The organism is Burkholderia sp. Bp8984, assembly GCF_003853755.1.
Taxonomy (GTDB): Bacteria; Pseudomonadota; Gammaproteobacteria; order Burkholderiales; family Burkholderiaceae; genus Burkholderia.
The window spans coordinates 36,909-53,708 of the sequence record NZ_QTQN01000023.1; the positions used below are offsets into that span (position 1 = coordinate 36,909).

Genomic DNA, 16,800 nt, shown 5'->3' on the forward strand with positions numbered 1-16,800 from the left:
CGTTGGACTGCAAAGCATGGGACCGGAGTCACCGCTCAAGCGCCAACCCCGTTCGACAGGAGATTTCATGACCGATCCACGTCCGGCCAACGTGCCTTGGTTGACGCCTTACCTGGCCGTGCGCAATGCGCACGCGACCATCGAGTTCTTCAAGGCCGCTTTCGGCTTCGAATTGCGCGACGTCCTCGACGAGGACGGCGCGATCATGCACGTCGAGATGACCTACCGCGGGCAGCTGATCGTGATGTTCGCGCCCGAAGGCGCATTCGGCTCGATCGCGCTCACGCCGAAGAGTGCGCACGCAACCGCTCCGCAGTCTTTCTACCTGTATGTCGACGACGTCGACGCAACCTGGCAGCGCGCGCTCGACGCGGGCGCGCAATCGCTGACCTCGCCGCAAGATCAGTTCTGGGGCGACCGCTTCGCCCAGATCGAGGATCTCGACGGCTACCGCTGGGCGCTCGCGCGCCGCCTGGCTGCATGAACGGAGCCGCGATACGCATGAGTGAAGCCACCACCACCGCGGCCGTGCCGCGTTTCTTCGTCGAAGCGGCGCTGCGCGCCGATACGACGCTCGCGTTGCCGGCCGACGTCGCGCGGCACGCGCAAGTGCTGCGGCTGCAGCCCGGCGACGCGCTCGCGCTGTTCGACGGCAGCGGCGGCCAGTACCGCGCGCGGCTCGTCGAGATCGACAAGCGCGGCGCGCTCGCGCAGCTCGAAGGGTTCGATCCGGCCGAGGCCGAGCCGCCCTATCGCGTGACGCTGGCGCAAGGCATCGCCGGCGGCGACAAGATGGACTGGGTGATCGAGAAGGCCGTCGAGCTCGGCGTCGCGGCGGTCGTGCCGCTGTCGACGGCGCGCGGCGTCGTGAAACTGTCCGGCGAGCGCGCGGACAAGCGCGTCGCGCACTGGCGCGGCGTCGTGCGCGCGTCGTGCGAGCAATGCGGGCGCAACCGCGTGCCCGACGTCGCGCCGGTACGCGGCTTCGGCGCGTGGCTCGATACGCTGCCGGCCGCGCCGGCCGACGGCGAGCTGCGGCTGCTGCTGTCGCCGCGCGCGAGCATCCCGTTTGCGTCGCTGCCCGACGCGCCGCCCGCGGCGGCCGTCACGCTGCTGATCGGGCCCGAAGGCGGGCTGTCGCCCGACGAGGAACACGCGGCCCGCGCGCACGGGTTCACCGCGTTGTCGCTCGGCCCGCGCGTGCTGCGCACCGAGACGGCCGGCGCGGCCGTGCTGGCGGCGCTGGCCGCGCGCTGGGGCGGATGGTGATGCGTCGGGGCGCGGCCGGCGTGGCATGCGCCCGAAACGACCGACGCCGGCCCGATGCCTGACGCACGTTCGGACCGACGCCGCGCGTGACTTCCCGGCGCCCATCGGCCGGAACGCAGACGCAAAAAAGCCCGCGCGATGCGGGCTTTTTGCCGAATCGGCCGCGCTCGGGCGGCCAGTGGATCCGCGCTTTACGCGAACGAATAGAACACACGGAACGCGACCTTGCGCTCGGCCCAGAACTCGGCGGCTTCGCGGAACACGTCGAGCAGCGTCTCGCGCCCTTCCTTGTCGAATTTCTGCGCGATCGGCAACCCTTCGAGAACGATCACGAAACCTGGCTGCGCGCCGGCCTTCGCGACGAGGTCGGTCAGGCAGTCGTACAGCGCGTCGTAGTTCTTGCCGAAATGCTTCGGAAACAGGAACGACGTCGCGATCGTCTCCATCACTTCCTGCTTCGACTGCGCGGCACCGCAATACGCGTACAGGAAATGCTGGCCGAGCCGGCCGGCTTCGTCGGCGAGATCCTGCACGCGGAACGCGCGGATCGACTGCACGAGATTGGGTCGCACGGTCGTGAAAAGGCTCATAGGCTCCTCGTTCGATGAAAGCCCGGGCTCGGCTTCCTGTTGCTCCGCCGCGACGCCTGCCTGTGCCGCCGCGTGAAGTTGGATCACGCGCTGAAACAGGTTGCCGTCGCCGGCCGCGAACAGTTCCGCCGCCGCCGTATCGTGCGCGTAGATGGAGTCGCTCATGCCGTTCATCCCGAAGTCATTCAACAATACGTTTAAAACTGTTGTAGTGGTCGTCCGTGTAATAACAGTTGTCGATCCGGCGCAATGGCCCGCCACAGACGATCCGGCGCGCGCCGCGATTGCGCGCGCGCGGCGTCGGCACCGTGTACTCGTGGTAGTAGCCGCGCTTCGCCTTCGGCAGGATCCGCTCGCGGTTGCCGAAGACGACGCCGTCCTTCTCGTACGGATAGGGGCCACCGGCGCCGATCAGGCCAAGCGTGGTCACGGCCTCGCGCGGCAGGCGGGCGGTCGGGATCGTATCGACCCCGCCGACGGCCAGGTCGGCCGAAACGGCCTGCCGTGCGAAAGCGGCGGAAACCAGACTGCCCGTCGGTGTACCGACGATACCCATCGCGAACATCGCGAAGACGGACGCGAGCGCGCCGTTGCGGAGCCACTTGCGTGCCATGAACCAGGGTTCCCGCTGTTAAATCAAGTAGTTGACGACCAACCAAAGGCGTTAGCGTAGCGCTATTGTCCGCGCGAATCAATGTTCGTTTGGGAACCGAAAGGCTGGCTCCGCCCGGAATCGCGCATTTTTTACCGAAAAAAGACTACATTTATCTTACATGAGATAAAATATCCGCGGCATCTCTCGCATGGCAAGACCTGCCTCCTTGCCACGCTCGCTAGCCTAGGGGGAGAGATGCCGCTGTTGCTTATGGGAAGCGCGTTTGCGCCCTGCCCGCGGCGTGCCCATTGCGGGCACGCCTCTTTTTGCTTTTGTTTACAATTTTGCCCGCCGCGCGGCAGCGGTTCGACCGGCGCCGCGCGTTCATTCCGCTCAGCGTGCGGCGTTCACGTCGGCGACCAGCAGCGCCGCCATGTTGACGATGCGGCGAACGGTCGCCGATTCGGTCAGCACGTGCACCGGCTGGGCCGCGCCCAGCAGGATCGGCCCGATCGCGATGTTGTTGCCGGCCGCCGTCTTCAGCAGGTTGTACGCGATGTTCGCGGCATCGATGTTCGGCAGGATCAGCAGGTTCGCGTCGCCTTCCAGCGTCGATTCCGGCAGGATTTCCTTGCGCAGCGCCGCGTCGAGCGCGACGTCGCCGTGCATTTCGCCGTCGACCTTCAATTCCGGCGCACGTTCCTGCAGGATCGCGAGCGTATCGCGCATCTTCTGCGCCGAAGGCGCGTTGCTCGTGCCGAAGTTCGAGTGCGACAGCAGCGCGACCTTCGGTTCGATGCCGAAGCGGCGCACTTCCTCGGCAGCCATGATCGTGATCTCGGCGAGTTGCTCCGGGGTCGGATCCACGTTCACGTGCGTGTCGACCAGGAAGATCTGGCGACCCGGCAGCACGAGGCCGTTCATCGCCGCGTACACGCTGCAGCCCGGGCGCTTGCCGATCACCTGGTCGATGAAGTGCAGGTGGCGGTGCGTGGTGCTGATCGTGCCGCAGATCATCCCGTCCGCCTCGCCCTTCTTCACCAGCATCGAGCCGATCAGCGTCGTGCGGCGGCGCATCTCGACACGGGCCAGCTGCTCGCTGATGCCCTTGCGCGCCATCATCTTGTGGTACGTCTGCCAGAAATCGCGGTAGCGCTCGTCGTGCTCGGTGTTCACGACCGTGAAGTCGGTGCCCGGCGTGAGGCGCAGGCCGTAACGCTGGATACGGTGCTCGATCACCGACGGACGGCCGATCAGGATCGGCTTCGCGAGTTTCTCGTCGACGATGATCTGGACGGCGCGCAGCACGCGCTCTTCCTCGCCTTCCGCGAACACGACCCGCTTCTTCTCCGCCGGCGCGCTGCGCGCGAGCTGGAAGATCGGCTTCATCGTCGTGCCGCTGTGATACACGAATTGCTGCAGGTGCTGCTTGTAGGCTTCCATGTCCTCGATCGGGCGCGTCGCGACGCCGCCGTCCATCGCGGCCTGCGCGACGGCCGGCGCGATCTTGACGATCAGGCGCGGATCGAACGGCTTCGGAATCAGGTATTCGGGCCCGAACGACAGGTCCTGGATCCCGTAGGCAGTCGCGACGATGTCGCTCTGCTCGTGCTGCGCGAGTTCGGCGATCGCGTTGACGGCCGCGATTTCCATTTCACGCGTGATCGTCGTCGCGCCGACGTCGAGCGCGCCGCGAAAGATGAACGGGAAGCACAGGACGTTGTTGACCTGGTTCGGGTAGTCGGTGCGGCCGGTCGCGAGAATCGCGTCGGGGCGCACTTCGAGCGCCAGTTCCGGCAGGATTTCCGGCGTCGGGTTCGCGAGCGCGAGGATCAGCGGGCGCTCGGCCATGCCCTTCACCATCTCCTGCTTCAGCACGCCGGCGGCCGACAGGCCGAGGAAGATGTCCGCGCCGTCGATCACCTCGGCCAGCGTGCGGGCTTCGGTTTCCCGGGCGAAACGCTCCTTGTCCGGATCCATCAGCTCGGTGCGGCCCTTGTAGACCACGCCGGCCAGGTCGGTCACCGTGATGTTCTCGAGCGGCAGGCCGATGTCGACCAGCAGGTCCAGGCAGGCCAGCGCGGCCGCGCCAGCGCCCGACGCGACGAGTTTCACCTTCTTGATGTCCTTGCCAACGACCTTCAGGCCGTTCGTGACGGCCGCGGCCACGACGATCGCGGTGCCGTGCTGGTCGTCGTGGAACACCGGGATCTTCATCCGCTTGCGCGCTTCGCGCTCGACGATGAAGCAGTCCGGCGCCTTGATGTCTTCCAGGTTGATCCCGCCGAAGGTCGGCTCCAGCGCGGCGATCACGTCGACCAGCTTGTGCGGGTCCGACTCGTTCAGCTCGATGTCGAACACGTCGATGCCGGCGAACTTCTTGAACAGTACCGCCTTGCCTTCCATCACCGGCTTCGACGCGAGCGGGCCGATGTTGCCGAGCCCCAGCACCGCCGTGCCGTTCGTGACGACGCCGACCAGGTTGCTGCGCGCGGTGAAGCGCGCGGCGTTCAGCGGGTTCTCGACGATCTCCTCGCACGCATACGCGACACCCGGCGAATACGCGAGCGCGAGGTCGCGCTGGTTGATCATCTGCTTGGTCGGTGCGATCGCGATCTTCCCCGGAGTCGGGAATTCGTGATAGTCGAGAGCGGCTTCGCGGAGCTTGGCTTTGGAGGAGGCTTGGGTCGACATGTGTCTCGTGGCGGGCGGATTAGAATGACTGTTCGACGGCATTGTAGCGCCAATCGAAGGCCGTCAGACCGGCGATTCGGGTGCGACAGCCGCGACATAAATGTACTGAACGGTGCAGGAACGGCACCGCTCGCTGCGTACAATGCCATTCCTTTCACCGCTTCCGGGTTCCTCCGCCGTGCCAGCCGCCCTGTCCGAGTTTTCGCTGATCGATCGCTTCTTCGCGCGCCGCGCGGCCCGGGGGGCGCGTGCGTCGACGCTCGGCATCGGTGACGATTGCGCGCTGATCGCGCCGCGATCCGGAAAATTGCTGGCCATTTCGACGGACATGCTTGTCGAGGGCCGCCACTTCTTCCCTGACGTCGCGCCCGACGCGCTCGGCCACAAGACGCTCGCGGTCAACCTGTCGGATCTCGCGGCGATGGGCGCCGAGCCGCGCGCGTTCACGCTCGCGTGCGCGCTGCCGCGTGCCGACGCGGCGTGGCTCGAGGCGTTCAGCAACGGCCTGTTCGCGCTCGCCGAGCGGTTCGGCTGCGAGCTGATCGGCGGCGACACGACGAGCGGGCCGCTGAACCTGTGCGTGACCGTGTTCGGCGAGGTCGCGCCGGATGCGGCGCTGCGGCGCGACGCCGCGCGCGACGGCGACGACGTCTGGGTGTCCGGCACGCTCGGCGACGCGCGCGCGGGGCTCGGGCTCGCGCGCGGCGAATGGAGCGCCGGCGCGGCCGAAGCCGCCGCGTTCCGGCAGGCACTCGAGCGCCCGGAGCCGCGCATTGCGCTCGGGCTCGCGCTCGCGGGCGTCGCGCATGCGGCGCTCGACATCTCGGACGGCCTCGCCGGCGACCTGCGGCACATCCTGACCCGCTCGAACGTGCGCGCCGAGATCGACGCCGACGCGGTTCCGCGCTCGGCCGCGCTCGCGACGCTGCCGCCCGACGTGCAGCGAAGCTGCACGCTGGCCGGCGGCGACGACTACGAGCTGTGCTTCACCGCGCCGGCCGCGGCCCGCGCCGCGGTCGAGGCAGCGGGCGCGAGCGCCGGGGTTCCGGTCACGCGAGTCGGTACAATACATGCGTTGTCCTCGCCGTCGGAGCAGCCCGCGATCGCGTGGCACGACGCCGCCGGCGCGCCCCTGACTCTCACGTTGCACGGTTTCGACCACTTCCATGCAGACTGACCCGACGACCGCGCAATCCGCGGCCGCGCCAGGCGCCGCCCGCAACGCGCCGCGGCGCGCCACCGTGCGCTTCATGCTGTCGCACCCGGCGCACATCGTGTCGCTCGGCTTCGGCAGCGGGCTCGCGCCGTTCATGCCCGGCACGTTCGGCACGCTGTTCGGCTGGCTCGCGTTCGTCGTGCTCAACCGCTACCTGACGGTGCCCGAATGGTGGGCGCTGATCGCGGTCGGTTTCGCGGCGGGCACGTGGGTCACCGGTTTCACCGCACGCAGGATGGGCACGAGCGATCCGGGCGCCGTCGTCTGGGACGAGATCGTCGCGATCTGGCTCGTGATGCTGTTCGTCACGCCCGCGACCTTCATCGGCCAGTTGTGGGCGTTCGTCGTGTTCCGCTGCTTCGACATGCTCAAGCCGCCGCCGATCCGCTATTTCGACCGTCGCGTGAAAGGCGGGCTCGGCATCATGGTCGACGACCTGATCGCCGCGTTCATGACGCTGCTCGTGATCGCCTTCTGGCGCTCCGTCGTCGGCTGACCGATTTCCCGACTCCCGTTTCCCGACGCGCATGCCAACCGATTCCGTCGTCCATCAGCTTGCGATCCGCGCAGGCAACAAGCTGCGTGACGAGCACCTGTCGCTCGCCACCGCCGAATCCTGCACGGGCGGCATGATCGCCGCCGCGATCACCGACATCTCCGGCAGCAGCCAGTGGTTCGAGCGCGGCTTCGTCACCTACTCGAACCAGGCCAAGATCGAGATGATCGGCGTGCCGCCCGACCTGATCGAGAAACACGGCGCCGTCAGCGAGCCGGTCGCGCGCGCGATGGCCGAGGGCGCGCTGCGCAACAGCCGCGCGCAGGTCGCGCTGTCGGTCACCGGCATCGCCGGCCCGGCGGGCGGCAGCGAGAAGAAGCCGGTCGGCACCGTGTCGTTCGCATGGAGCAACCGGCTGCATACCGACGTCGAAACGCTCGTGTTCAAGGGCGACCGCGAGCAGATCCGCACGCAGGCGGCCGCGCATGCGCTGCGCGGGCTGCTCAAGCTGCTCGACGAACGCGAAGGCTGATTCCCCCGCGCGACGGCAGGGGCGGCCGCCGCCCCTCGCCGCTTACTGGATCGCGTCGGGCTTCACGACGATCCAGTTCTTGTCCGCCGTGACCGGCAGGCCGAGCGCCTTCTGCTGCGCGGCCGATTCGTCCGACCATGCGCGGATCTGCGCCATCTGCTTGTCCTTCTTGTTCACCCACACGCGCACGCCGCCGCGCGCGACGTCGGTCGCGTTCAGCAGCATGTAGCCGTCGGATTTCGGCGTGTCGCCCGCGACGAGCACCGGCTTCTTCCACTGGTCGATCCAGCCGGCGATCGAGCCGAGCTTGCCTTCGTACCACGTCATCGGATTCATCAGGAACGGCGTGATCACGAGATTGCGGTTCGCGGCCTCGTCGTACTTGCCGGCCTTGATCTGCAGCCGCGACGTGGTCAGCGCGCCCGTCGCCGGGTCGCGCAGCAGCGTCGTCACGCCGATCACGTTCTGCGGCTTCACGTTGTAGCCGTATTTCGGATCGGACAGCACGAGCCGCGCGAGCTCCTCGTGCGCGGCGGTCATCACGTACACCTCGATCCCGTTCTCGCGCAGCGCGTTGTACAGCTCCTGCATGCCGCGGAAGAAGCGCGGCGGGTTCGCGGTGCCGTCGACGACCTTGTCGCCCTGCCAGTAGCGGATCGGCACCGGCTTGCCGTCGGCGAGCATCGCGTCGACATGGCGCTTCAGGTCGGCCAGCGACAGCCCCGCGAACGCCTGCGCGATCCACGGGTAGCAGACCAGGTCGTCGATCTCGCAGAGCCGGTAGTAGTAGCTCGTCAGCGACTCCTTGTAGTCGGCCGAATCCTTGAACGGGATCAGCTTCAGCGACGGATCGAGCGAGTCGCGCGTCAGCACGCCGCGGTTCTCGAGATACGGCAGCAGCGACTCCTCGAGATCGTAGCGATAGGTCGTGTTGTCGGCGTCGAACACCGCGTAGTCGCCGCGGTTCGCGTGCGCGGCGATCATCGCGTTCAGCGCCTTCGCGCTGTCCGCCGGCCAGTGCGACAGGTCCGCCGCGTGGGCGAACGACATGCACAACGACGCGGCAAGCGCGCTCAGAAGACGTCGGGACAGCTTGGGCATGGCGCCGCTCCTTTTATGACATTCTGGTGACGGATCGATGACAAGCGGCAGCATCGCGCGATTGTGGCGCGGGCATGCGGTGCGCAAGCGACGGGAAGTTGTTCGCGTGCGCCAGGACGGCAAACACGCGAGGCAGGCGCGCGGCCCGCAGATGCGGGTTCGGCATTGAAAGGCCGCCCGGGCGGGCGGCCTGTGGCTCAGCGATATTTCAGCGATGCGCGTTGATCGTATCGCGCGTCTTCTGCGCGGCGAGCGCGGCGGCTTCGGCGAAATCCTCGCCCTTGCTCGCGTACAGGATCGCGCGCGACGAGTTGATCATCATCCCGGTGCCGTCGGCGGTGCGGCCCGCGTTGACGGTCGCCTGCACGTCGCCGCCCTGCGCGCCGATGCCGGGGATCAGGAGCGGCATGTCGCCGACGATCCCGCGCACGATCTCGATCTCCTTCGGGAACGTCGCGCCGACCACGAGGCCGAGCTGGCCGTTCTTCGCATTCCACTTGTTCGCCGCGAGGTCGGCCACGACCTGGTACAGCGGCCGGCCACCCGTTTCGAGGAACTGCAGGTCCGACCCGCCCGGGTTCGACGTGCGGCACAGCACGATCACGCCCTTGCCTTCATGCTCGAAGTACGGCTCGACCGAGTCGTAGCCCATGTACGGGTTCACGGTGACCGCGTCCGCGCGATAGCGCTCGAACGCTTCGCGCGCGTACTGCTCGGCGGTGCTGCCGATGTCGCCGCGCTTCGCGTCGAGGATCACGGGCAGGCCCGGATGCTGGAGGTGGATGTGCGCGATCAGCCGCTCGAGCTGATCTTCCGCGCGATGCGCGGCGAAGTACGCGATCTGCGGCTTGAACGCGCTCGCGTACTGCGCGGTCGCGTCGACGATCTGCCGGCAGAACTCGAAGATCGCGTCGGGCTGGCCGTCGAACTGCACGGGAAAACGCGACGGCTCGGGATCGAGGCCGACGCACAGCAGCGAATTCGTGCGCTGCCACGCGGCGCGCAGCGATTCGATGAAAGTAAGCGGGGAAGACATGGCGGATACTCGCGGCAAACCGTTGATAGACCGCGTATTTTACCCGCGTCGCCGGCGGCCTTCGCGCACGGCGGCGTCGACCCGTGCATCGGCCCGCTCGACGGTGAACGCGAAACGCCGCGTGAGCCGCTCGCCCGGCGCGAGCAGCGTCATCCCGTGCGCGGCCGCGCCGCCCGGCAGGTTCACCGCATTGATCGGATGATCGACCGGCTCGAAGCAGAAGAACGACTCGCCGGGCGGCGTATAGAGCACGTACGCATCGGCGTCGGCCGCGATCGTCAGCAACAGCCCGCGGCGCGGCCAGCTCACCGTCGCGTGGCCGCCCCAGCCGGTGAACGCGTGATTGACGAGCGTCGCCGGCAACGGATACGCGACGCCGAACTGCCAGGCCGGCGGCACGCACACGTGCCGCACCGGCAGGAAATCCGCGCCCGACAGCCACAGGCCGCCCGCGGCCGCAGCCAGCTCGGTCGCGTCGTCGCGCACCAGGAACGGGTGCAAGCCGAGCCCGAACGGCAGCCGTGCGCGCCCAGCATTCTCGATCGTCAGCGCGATCGACAGCGTCGTGTCGTCGAGCGCGAACGACTGGATCGCACGAAACGCGTACGGCGCGCCGCTCGCGCGATCGAGCGACAGCTGCAGCGTGGTGTCGGTCGCGTCGTCCACCTGCCACGGCGCGAGCCAGCCGTCGCCGTGGATCGGCAGCGGCTCGTCGCGGCGGTTGCGCGGCACCGCGACGCTGCGCCCGTCGCATTCGAAGCGGCCGTTGCCGATCCGGTTCGAATACGGCAGCAGCGGATAGCACGCGAGTGCGTTCGGGTCCGTCGCCGTCTCCGGGTGTTCGCAACGTCGGAACACCGGCACCAGCGCACCGTGGTCGCCGCGCCAGTCGAAGCGCGCGACGCCGCCGCCGAGGTGGGGCAGCACGTCGAGCCGAAGCGCCGCGTTCGACAGCGTGACGGCCGCCGCATGCGCGGCGCCGACTCCCTGCGCGAACGTGGCGGTCTGCGGGCCGGCGCTGACCGGCTGCGCGGCGGCAGCCAGGCGCGCACGGCGCGACTGGCTCGTGGACGACGACGATGCGCGCGAGGACGTGGCGGTCATGGTGAACTCCTTTGCTTCGTCGATGAAGCGATACGGATCGTCGCGCGGTGCCGCGCGAACACGGACATCGGCAATCAGGCCCAGCCGCCGTCGACCACCACGTCCTGCGCGGTGATCATCCGGCTGTCGTCGGCCGCGAGAAACAGCGCCATCCGGGCGAGATCGTCCGGCAGCAGCTCGGCGTCGATGCACTGGCCGGCCTTGATCGCCGCCCGGCCCGCGTCGTCGAGCCACAGCCTGCGCTGCTTGTCGGTCATCACCCAGCCGGGCACCAGCGAATTCACGCGGATCCCGAACGGGCCGAGATCGCGCGCGAGCCCGCGGGTGAGGCCCTGCACGGCGGCCTTCGCCATCACGTAGACGGGATAACCGCCGTTCTTCAGCATCCAGCTGATCGAGCCGAGATTGATGATCGCGCCGCCGCCGCGCTGCTTCATGTCGTCGATCACCGCCTGCGCGGCGAAGAACTGGTGGCGCAGGTTCACCGCGATGCCCGCGTCGAACGACGCGGGCGTCACGTCGCCGATCGCGTGGCGCGTGTCGTTCGCCGCGTTGTTCACGAGCACCGCGATCGCGCCGATCCGTACGCGGATCGTGTCGATCGCATGGCGCAGCGCGTCGATGTCGGTGAGGTCGCACGGGAGGAACAGCGGCGCGTGACGTACGTCCGGCGCCTGCGCGAGGCTTTCCGCGAGCGCCTGGCCCGCCTGTGCGTCGAGATCGACGAACGCCACGCGCGCGCCCTGCCGCGCGAAGTGCTCGACGAACGCCGCGCCGATGCCGGTCGCGCCGCCCGTGATCAGCACCGCGCGATCCTCGAGGCTCGGGTAGCGCGCATAACGCGCGTCGCTCGCGGCGCGCGGATCCGGCGCGGAAGTTTCGATGGTCATGCGAATCGTCTCCGTGGAATCGGTCAGTCGCGTACGCCGCGGTTCTTCAGCTGGTCGAGCAGCACGGCCGCGAGCAGGATCGCGCCGCGCACCAGGTACTGGTAGAACGCGTCGATGTTCAGCAGGTTCATCACGTTCTCGACGGTGCCCATGATCAGCACGCCGATCACGACGCCCGAGATCGTCGCGCGGCCGCCCATCAGCGACACGCCGCCGAGCACGCACGCGGAGATCACGTTCAGCTCGAAGCCCTGCGCGGCGTTCGGCTGGCCCGACGTGATGCGTGACGCGAGGATCACGCCGGCGAGCGCCGTCACCGCGCCCTGGATCAGGAAGATGTACACGCGCGTGCGTTCGACGTTGATCCCCGCGAGACGCGACGCCTCGGGGTTGCCGCCGATCGCGAGCGTGTTGCGGCCGTACACGGTCTGGTTCAGCAGCACGCCGAACACGATGAAGCACAGCAGCGTGACCCAGATCGGCAGCGATACGCCGAAGAGCGTGAGCCCGCCGAGCGCGATGAAGGTATCCGACGACACGCCGACCGCCTGCCCCTTCGACACGATGAAGCCGAGCCCGCGCACGATTTCCATCGTCGCGAGCGTCGTGATCAGCGCGTTGATGCGCAGGTACGCGATCACCGCGCCGTTCACGAAGCCGATCGCGGCGCCTGCCGCGACCGCCGCGACGATCGCGACGAACGTGTTGTCGGTCGCGTTCAGCACCATCGCGCACAGCACGCCCGAGAACGCGACGGTCGAGCCGATCGACAGGTCGAAGTCGCGCGACGCCAGACAGAACATCATCGTGCACGCGACCATCCCGATCTGCGAGATCGACAGCGCGAGGCCGAGCATGTTGTCGATCGAGAAGAAGTGATCGACCGTCAGCGACATCGTCAAGAACATCACCGCGAAGATCGCAATGAGGCTGTATTCGGTGAGGTGCTGCCACCACTTCTGGCGGTCGCTCTGCTGTGGAACCAGCGCGTCGGCCGACGGCTTCACGGCTGCGCTGGCGAGGTTTTCCCTGACTTGCATGGTTGTGTCTCCTGCTCCTGCATCGCGCGGCCCGCGCCGCGCGTGATCGATTCGAATGTCCTGCGTCGCCCGCGGCGACCTCACACTGCGTCAGCCGCCTCGACGACGCTCGTCTGCGGCAGCGCGAGGCTCAGCACCGCATGCTCGTTCGCCCGTTCGCGCGGCAGCTCGCCCGCGATCCGCCCTTCGCGCATCACGACGATGCGATCGGACACGCCGAGCACTTCCGGCAGCTCCGACGACACCATCACGATCGCGCAGCCGCGCTCCGCGAGCCGGTAGATCACATCGTAGATCTCGTGCTTCGCGCCGACGTCGATGCCGCGCGTCGGCTCGTCGAGGATCACGACCTTCAGGTCGGGCTCCGCGAGCCAGCGCGACAGGATCGCCTTCTGCTGGTTGCCGCCCGACAGGAAGCGGATCTTCTGCCGCCGGTTCGGCGTCTTGATCTTCAGCCGCTGGATGAAGCGGTCGGCCGTTTCGCTCTCGGTCTTGCGGTCGATGAACAGGCCCGCGCGCAGCGAATGACGGCGGCAGCTGATGTTGATGTTCTCCGCGACCGACGCCATCGCGATGATCCCTTCCTCCTTGCGGTCTTCCGGACACAGCACGATGCCGTGACGGATCGCGTCGCCGGTGCGCTTCACGTCGATACGCCGGCCGTCGAGCGTCAGCGTGCCCGCGCGCCGGCGGTCGGCGCCGTACACGAGCCGCATCAGTTCGCTGCGTCCCGCGCCGACGAGGCCGAAGAACCCGACGATCTCGCCCGCGCGCACCGAGAAGCTCGCGGGTTCGCGCAGCGCCGGGCCATCGACGCCTTCGGCCGACAACCGCACTTCGCCGAGCGCGCGCGGCGCGTAATGGTAGATATCCGAAATTTCACGCCCGACCATCTCGGCGACCAGCCGCTCGCGCGGCACGTCGGCGAGCGATTCGTGCGACGCGATCTTGCGCCCGTCGCGAAAGATCGTGCACGCATCGCACAGCCGGTAGATCTCGTCCATCCGGTGCGAGATGTAGATCAGCGCGCGGCCCTGCGCGCGCAGGTCGTCGACGAGCTTGAACAGCACCTCGGTCTCGCGATGCGACAGCGAGCTCGTCGGCTCGTCGAGCGCGATCACGCGCGCATTGCGCATCAGCGCCTTGCAGATCTCGACCATCTGCCGCTGCGCGATCGACAGCCGGCCGAGCTTCGCATCCGGATCGAGATCGACGCCCATCGCCGCGAGCCGCTCGCGCACGTGGCGCTTCGCCTCGCCCTTCCTCACCCAGCCGAGCGCATTCGGCAGGCGGCCGAGCAGCAGGTTCTCCGCGACCGTCAGGTCGGGCACGTACTGCAGTTCCTGGTGAATCACCGCGATGCCGGCCGCGATCGACGCGGCCGCACTCGAGAAATGCACGGGCTGGCCGTCGACCAGCACGCTGCCCGCATCGGGCTGGTATTCGCCGCCGAGAATCTTCAGCAGCGTCGACTTGCCCGCGCCGTTCTCGCCCATCAGGCCATGCACCTCGCCCGCGTGCACGTCGAACGAGATGCCGTCGAGTGCGCGCACGCCGGGAAATACCTTGCCGATATTGTCAAAACGCAGTGCCGCTGACACGTCGTCTCCCCACTTGCAGATCCATCGATCGCCGGCCGCCGCATCGCCGCGGCGGCCGGCGTGCCGCTTACTTCGAGGCAAGCCCCATCTCCTCGCGCACCTTCGACACGTTGTCGCGCGTCGCGAGCATGCCGGTGGTCAGCGTGAGCGGCGCCGGCGCCTTGCCCTGCGTGATCCACGTGTACATCAGCTCGGAGGTTTCCTCGCCGTGGCGCTTCGGGCTGATGATCACGGTGCCGTAGAAGCCCGTCGGCTGCGGCTTCTTGAACTCGTTCAACGCCGAATCGGAACCGCCGATGCCGATGCCGATCATGTTGTCCGCCTTGAAGCCGCGCCCTTCGGCCGCGCGCACGGCGCCGAGCACGGCCTCGTCGTTCAGGCCGTAGGCGACCCAGTGCTTGAACTGCGGGTTCTTGGTGAGCGCGATGTTCGCCGCGTTGAACGCATTCTCGGTATCGGTCTTCGCCTGCGGCGCCGCGATCACGTTCGCCTTCGGAAAGCCGGCGGCCACCAGCGCATCGGTCGCGCCGCTCGTGCGGTCGTGCGCGGTCGGCAGCTGCTCGTAGGTGATGTCGATCGCGCCGACGTCCTTCATGTTCCAGCCGCGCTTCTTGATCTCGGCCGCGATGCCGTCGCCGACCTGCTTGCCGATGTTGTACGCGGAGATCCCCATGTGCGGCACCGCCTCGATCGGCTTGCCCGCGCCGTCGACGAGGCGGTCGTCGACCGTCATCATCTTCAGGTTGTGCGACTTCGCCTTCGCGACGATGCCCGGCCCGAGCTTCACGTCGGGCGTGCAGATGATGAAGCCCTGCGCCTTCTGCGCGGACAGGTTGTCGATCGCGCTCATCACCTTCTCGCCCGACGGCGCGCCGATCTTCACGAGCGTGAAGCCCTTGTCCTTCGCCGCGATCTCGGCGAACTTCCATTCGTCCTGGAACCACGGCTCTTCCGGCTGCTTCACGAGGAAGCCGATCTTGACCGGGTCGGCCGCGTGCGCCACCGGGCTTCCCATCACCACCGCGGCCGCGGCGGCCAGCGTTACGAACGTTCTGCGTTTCATCTCCAGTGTCTCCTTGTCTTCATCGAACGGAATGCAGCCGCTTGTTGGTTTCGACGCAGCGTGCGCGCGGCCGTCGCACGTGCGCTCTGTCGAATCGTTGCGTCAGTCGTGGTACAGCGCCGCCCGCCCGCCGTCGACGGTGATGCACGCGGCATTGATGAACGGCGCCTCGTCGGACGCGAGGAACACGGCCGTCATCGCGACTTCCTCCGGTTTGCCGATCCGCTTCATCGGCTGCAGCGCGAGCGTCTCGGCGCGCGCCGCGGCCGGGTCGGCCTGCGCATCCCACCAGTCGCGCGTGAGCTGCGTCTCGATGTAGCCGGGCGCGATCGCGTTCACGCGCACGTTGCGCGCCGCGTATTCGATACCGAGCGCACGCGTGAGGCCCAGCACGCCGTGTTTCGCGACCGGATACGGAAAGCAGCCCGGGATGATCCGGAACGCATGCGTCGACGCGATGTTCACGATGCTGCCGCGGCCGCGCTCGACCATGCCCGGCAGCGCCGCGCGGCAGCCGTGCCACACGCCGTCGAGGTCGACCGCGAAGCAGCGGCGCCAGTCGTCGTCCGTCATCGTCAGCGGATCGGCGAACACGTTGATGCCCGCGTTGTTCACCAGCACGTCGAGCGGGCCGAAAGCCGCTTCGGTCTGCGCGAGCGCGTCGCGTACCGAGTCCTGCCGCGCGACGTCCGCATGCAGCGCCAGCACGCGCGCGCCGTCGATGTCGTCGGTGATCGCCGCGGCCGTGCGCTGCGCCTGCGCGAAGTCGAGGTCGACGAGCGCGACGGCCGCGCCCTCGCGCGCGAACGCCTGCGCGATCGCGGCGCCGATCCCGCGGCCCGCGCCCGTCACCATCGCGACCTTGCCCGCGAGGCGTTCCATCATGCGGCTCCGCCGCGCGCCGCGCGCAGGCCGGCCTGGAACGCGCGTGCGTTCGCCGCGGTCGTGTCCGCCGACTGGCCGGGCCGGTACAGCGCCGAACCCAGGCCGAAGCCGTTGGCGCCTGCCGCGAGGAACGGCTGCATGTTGTCCGGCGTAATCCCGCCGACCGGAAGCAGCGGCACCGCGCGGTCGATCACCGCGCGCCACGCCTTCACGACGGGCACGCCGAGCTGCTCGGCCGGGAACATCTTCAGCACGTCGGCGCCGTTCGCGAGCGCGGCAAACGCCTCGGTCGGCGTCGCGACGCCCGGTGCGCTCGCGAGCCCGCGCTCGCGCGCGCGGCGGATCACCGCCGCGTCGCTGTGCGGCATCACGATCAGCGTGCCGCCCGCATCCTGCACGCGGTCGACGAATTCGGCGCGCAGCACGGTGCCCGCGCCGACGATCATGTCGTCGGGCAGCGCGCGGCGCAGCGCCGCGATGCTGCCGAACGGATCGGGCGAGTTCAGCGGCACCTCGACGATCCGGAAGCCGGCTTCATGCAGCGCAAGGCCGTGGTCGACAGCTTCCGCGGGCGCGATGCCGCGCATGATCGCGATCAGCGGGCACGCGTCGAACGCGCGCATCAGCGCGGCGTGCGGCGTGTACGGCGCGGGCAGCGTAAGGTCGGACGACATCGGCAGTTCCTCTT

Annotated in this window: 17 protein-coding genes; 5 read left to right on the forward strand and 12 right to left on the reverse strand. The window is 68.4% G+C overall.

The window, feature by feature from the left end; genetic code table 11:
* The first annotated feature begins 67 nt into the window (after positions 1-67).
* Both DID98_RS22640 and DID98_RS22645 read left to right on the forward strand, forming a co-directional pair.
* Positions 68-484: a glyoxalase/bleomycin resistance/extradiol dioxygenase family protein gene (locus tag DID98_RS22640; RefSeq protein WP_044844175.1), complete on the forward strand. Its 417-nt coding sequence runs from the start codon at positions 68-70 to the stop codon at positions 482-484.
* Positions 485-501: 17 nt separating this feature from the next.
* On the forward strand, positions 502-1,269 hold the full coding sequence (locus tag DID98_RS22645; RefSeq protein ID WP_124519989.1) for a 16S rRNA (uracil(1498)-N(3))-methyltransferase: 768 nt from the start codon (positions 502-504) through the stop codon (positions 1,267-1,269).
* 191 nt (positions 1,270-1,460) lie between these two features.
* Here the strand turns inward: DID98_RS22645 and DID98_RS22650 are convergent, their stop codons facing one another.
* The 3 genes from DID98_RS22650 to DID98_RS22660 form a co-directional block, all read right to left on the reverse strand.
* Positions 1,461-2,024 (reverse strand): barstar family protein, encoded by a 564-nt coding sequence (locus DID98_RS22650; RefSeq protein ID WP_044844247.1) that lies wholly within the window; start codon positions 2,022-2,024, stop codon positions 1,461-1,463.
* Positions 2,025-2,040: 16 nt separating this feature from the next.
* The gene (locus DID98_RS22655) at positions 2,041-2,472 is read right to left on the reverse strand and encodes a ribonuclease (RefSeq protein WP_124519991.1); all 432 of its coding nucleotides are present in this window, start codon (positions 2,470-2,472) and stop codon (positions 2,041-2,043) included.
* Between the two features lie 375 nt (positions 2,473-2,847).
* On the reverse strand, positions 2,848-5,190 hold the full coding sequence (locus DID98_RS22660) for an NADP-dependent malic enzyme (protein ID WP_311766318.1): 2,343 nt from the start codon (positions 5,188-5,190) through the stop codon (positions 2,848-2,850).
* A gap of 100 nt (positions 5,191-5,290) precedes the next feature.
* On the opposite strand from DID98_RS22660, the gene thiL reads away from it, so the two are divergent.
* The 3 genes from thiL to DID98_RS22675 are packed head-to-tail and all read left to right on the forward strand — an operon-like array spanning position 5,291 to position 7,392.
* Complete coding sequence (gene thiL / locus DID98_RS22665; RefSeq protein ID WP_124519993.1) at positions 5,291-6,325, forward strand: thiamine-phosphate kinase; 1,035 nt, start codon at positions 5,291-5,293, stop codon at positions 6,323-6,325.
* Positions 6,315-6,860, forward strand: coding sequence for a phosphatidylglycerophosphatase A (locus tag DID98_RS22670; RefSeq protein ID WP_124488251.1), 546 nt, complete (start codon positions 6,315-6,317; stop codon positions 6,858-6,860). Before thiL ends, DID98_RS22670 begins: the two co-directional genes overlap by 11 nt.
* A 31-nt stretch (positions 6,861-6,891) precedes the next feature.
* A complete protein-coding gene (locus DID98_RS22675) occupies positions 6,892-7,392 on the forward strand; it encodes a CinA family protein (protein WP_044844180.1) in 501 nt (166 codons plus the stop codon).
* Positions 7,393-7,434: 42 nt separating this feature from the next.
* Here the strand turns inward: DID98_RS22675 and DID98_RS22680 are convergent, their stop codons facing one another.
* The 9 genes from DID98_RS22680 to DID98_RS22720 form a co-directional block, all read right to left on the reverse strand.
* Positions 7,435-8,493, reverse strand: a complete 1,059-nt coding sequence (locus DID98_RS22680) for a haloacid dehalogenase-like hydrolase (protein WP_124488250.1) — start codon at positions 8,491-8,493, stop codon at positions 7,435-7,437.
* Positions 8,494-8,701: 208 nt separating this feature from the next.
* Complete coding sequence (pyrF, locus tag DID98_RS22685) at positions 8,702-9,529, reverse strand: orotidine-5'-phosphate decarboxylase (protein WP_044844182.1); 828 nt, start codon at positions 9,527-9,529, stop codon at positions 8,702-8,704.
* 39 nt (positions 9,530-9,568) lie between these two features.
* Positions 9,569-10,633: an aldose 1-epimerase gene (locus DID98_RS22690; RefSeq protein WP_124571466.1), complete on the reverse strand. Its 1,065-nt coding sequence runs from the start codon at positions 10,631-10,633 to the stop codon at positions 9,569-9,571.
* 74 nt (positions 10,634-10,707) lie between these two features.
* Complete coding sequence (locus DID98_RS22695) at positions 10,708-11,523, reverse strand: SDR family NAD(P)-dependent oxidoreductase (RefSeq protein ID WP_124488247.1); 816 nt, start codon at positions 11,521-11,523, stop codon at positions 10,708-10,710.
* 23 nt (positions 11,524-11,546) lie between these two features.
* Positions 11,547-12,563, reverse strand: coding sequence for an L-arabinose ABC transporter permease AraH (gene araH, locus DID98_RS22700; protein WP_044844185.1), 1,017 nt, complete (start codon positions 12,561-12,563; stop codon positions 11,547-11,549).
* A gap of 80 nt (positions 12,564-12,643) precedes the next feature.
* Entirely contained in the window at positions 12,644-14,164 is a 1,521-nt protein-coding gene (araG, locus tag DID98_RS22705) for an L-arabinose ABC transporter ATP-binding protein AraG (protein ID WP_124571467.1), read from the reverse strand.
* 67 nt (positions 14,165-14,231) lie between these two features.
* The gene (locus DID98_RS22710; protein WP_044844187.1) at positions 14,232-15,227 is read right to left on the reverse strand and encodes an arabinose ABC transporter substrate-binding protein; all 996 of its coding nucleotides are present in this window, start codon (positions 15,225-15,227) and stop codon (positions 14,232-14,234) included.
* Positions 15,228-15,329: 102 nt separating this feature from the next.
* Positions 15,330-16,109 (reverse strand): SDR family oxidoreductase, encoded by a 780-nt coding sequence (locus DID98_RS22715; protein WP_124520043.1) that lies wholly within the window; start codon positions 16,107-16,109, stop codon positions 15,330-15,332.
* Entirely contained in the window at positions 16,109-16,786 is a 678-nt protein-coding gene (locus DID98_RS22720) for a 2-dehydro-3-deoxy-6-phosphogalactonate aldolase (RefSeq protein ID WP_044844188.1), read from the reverse strand. The genes DID98_RS22715 and DID98_RS22720 overlap by 1 nt, the downstream gene beginning before the upstream one ends.
* Between the last annotated feature and the right edge of the window lie 14 nt (positions 16,787-16,800).

Coding starts and splice junctions, on each gene's coding strand:
- DID98_RS22640 (WP_044844175.1), top strand. CDS start 68: ATGACCGATCCACGTCCGGCCAACGTGCCTTGGTTGACGCCTTACCTG.
- DID98_RS22680 (WP_124488250.1), bottom strand. CDS start 8,493: ATGCCCAAGCTGTCCCGACGTCTTCTGAGCGCGCTTGCCGCGTCGTTG.
- DID98_RS22715 (WP_124520043.1), bottom strand. CDS start 16,109: ATGGAACGCCTCGCGGGCAAGGTCGCGATGGTGACGGGCGCGGGCCGC.
- DID98_RS22650 (WP_044844247.1), bottom strand. CDS start 2,024: ATGAGCGACTCCATCTACGCGCACGATACGGCGGCGGCGGAACTGTTC.
- DID98_RS22660 (WP_311766318.1), bottom strand. CDS start 5,190: ATGCCGTCGAACAGTCATTCTAATCCGCCCGCCACGAGACACATGTCG.
- DID98_RS22670 (WP_124488251.1), top strand. CDS start 6,315: ATGCAGACTGACCCGACGACCGCGCAATCCGCGGCCGCGCCAGGCGCC.
- pyrF (WP_044844182.1), bottom strand. CDS start 9,529: ATGTCTTCCCCGCTTACTTTCATCGAATCGCTGCGCGCCGCGTGGCAG.
- thiL (WP_124519993.1), top strand. CDS start 5,291: ATGCCATTCCTTTCACCGCTTCCGGGTTCCTCCGCCGTGCCAGCCGCC.
- araH (WP_044844185.1), bottom strand. CDS start 12,563: ATGCAAGTCAGGGAAAACCTCGCCAGCGCAGCCGTGAAGCCGTCGGCC.
- DID98_RS22710 (WP_044844187.1), bottom strand. CDS start 15,227: ATGAAACGCAGAACGTTCGTAACGCTGGCCGCCGCGGCCGCGGTGGTG.
- DID98_RS22695 (WP_124488247.1), bottom strand. CDS start 11,523: ATGACCATCGAAACTTCCGCGCCGGATCCGCGCGCCGCGAGCGACGCG.
- DID98_RS22675 (WP_044844180.1), top strand. CDS start 6,892: ATGCCAACCGATTCCGTCGTCCATCAGCTTGCGATCCGCGCAGGCAAC.
- DID98_RS22690 (WP_124571466.1), bottom strand. CDS start 10,633: ATGACCGCCACGTCCTCGCGCGCATCGTCGTCGTCCACGAGCCAGTCG.
- DID98_RS22720 (WP_044844188.1), bottom strand. CDS start 16,786: ATGTCGTCCGACCTTACGCTGCCCGCGCCGTACACGCCGCACGCCGCG.
- DID98_RS22655 (WP_124519991.1), bottom strand. CDS start 2,472: ATGGCACGCAAGTGGCTCCGCAACGGCGCGCTCGCGTCCGTCTTCGCG.
- DID98_RS22645 (WP_124519989.1), top strand. CDS start 502: ATGAGTGAAGCCACCACCACCGCGGCCGTGCCGCGTTTCTTCGTCGAA.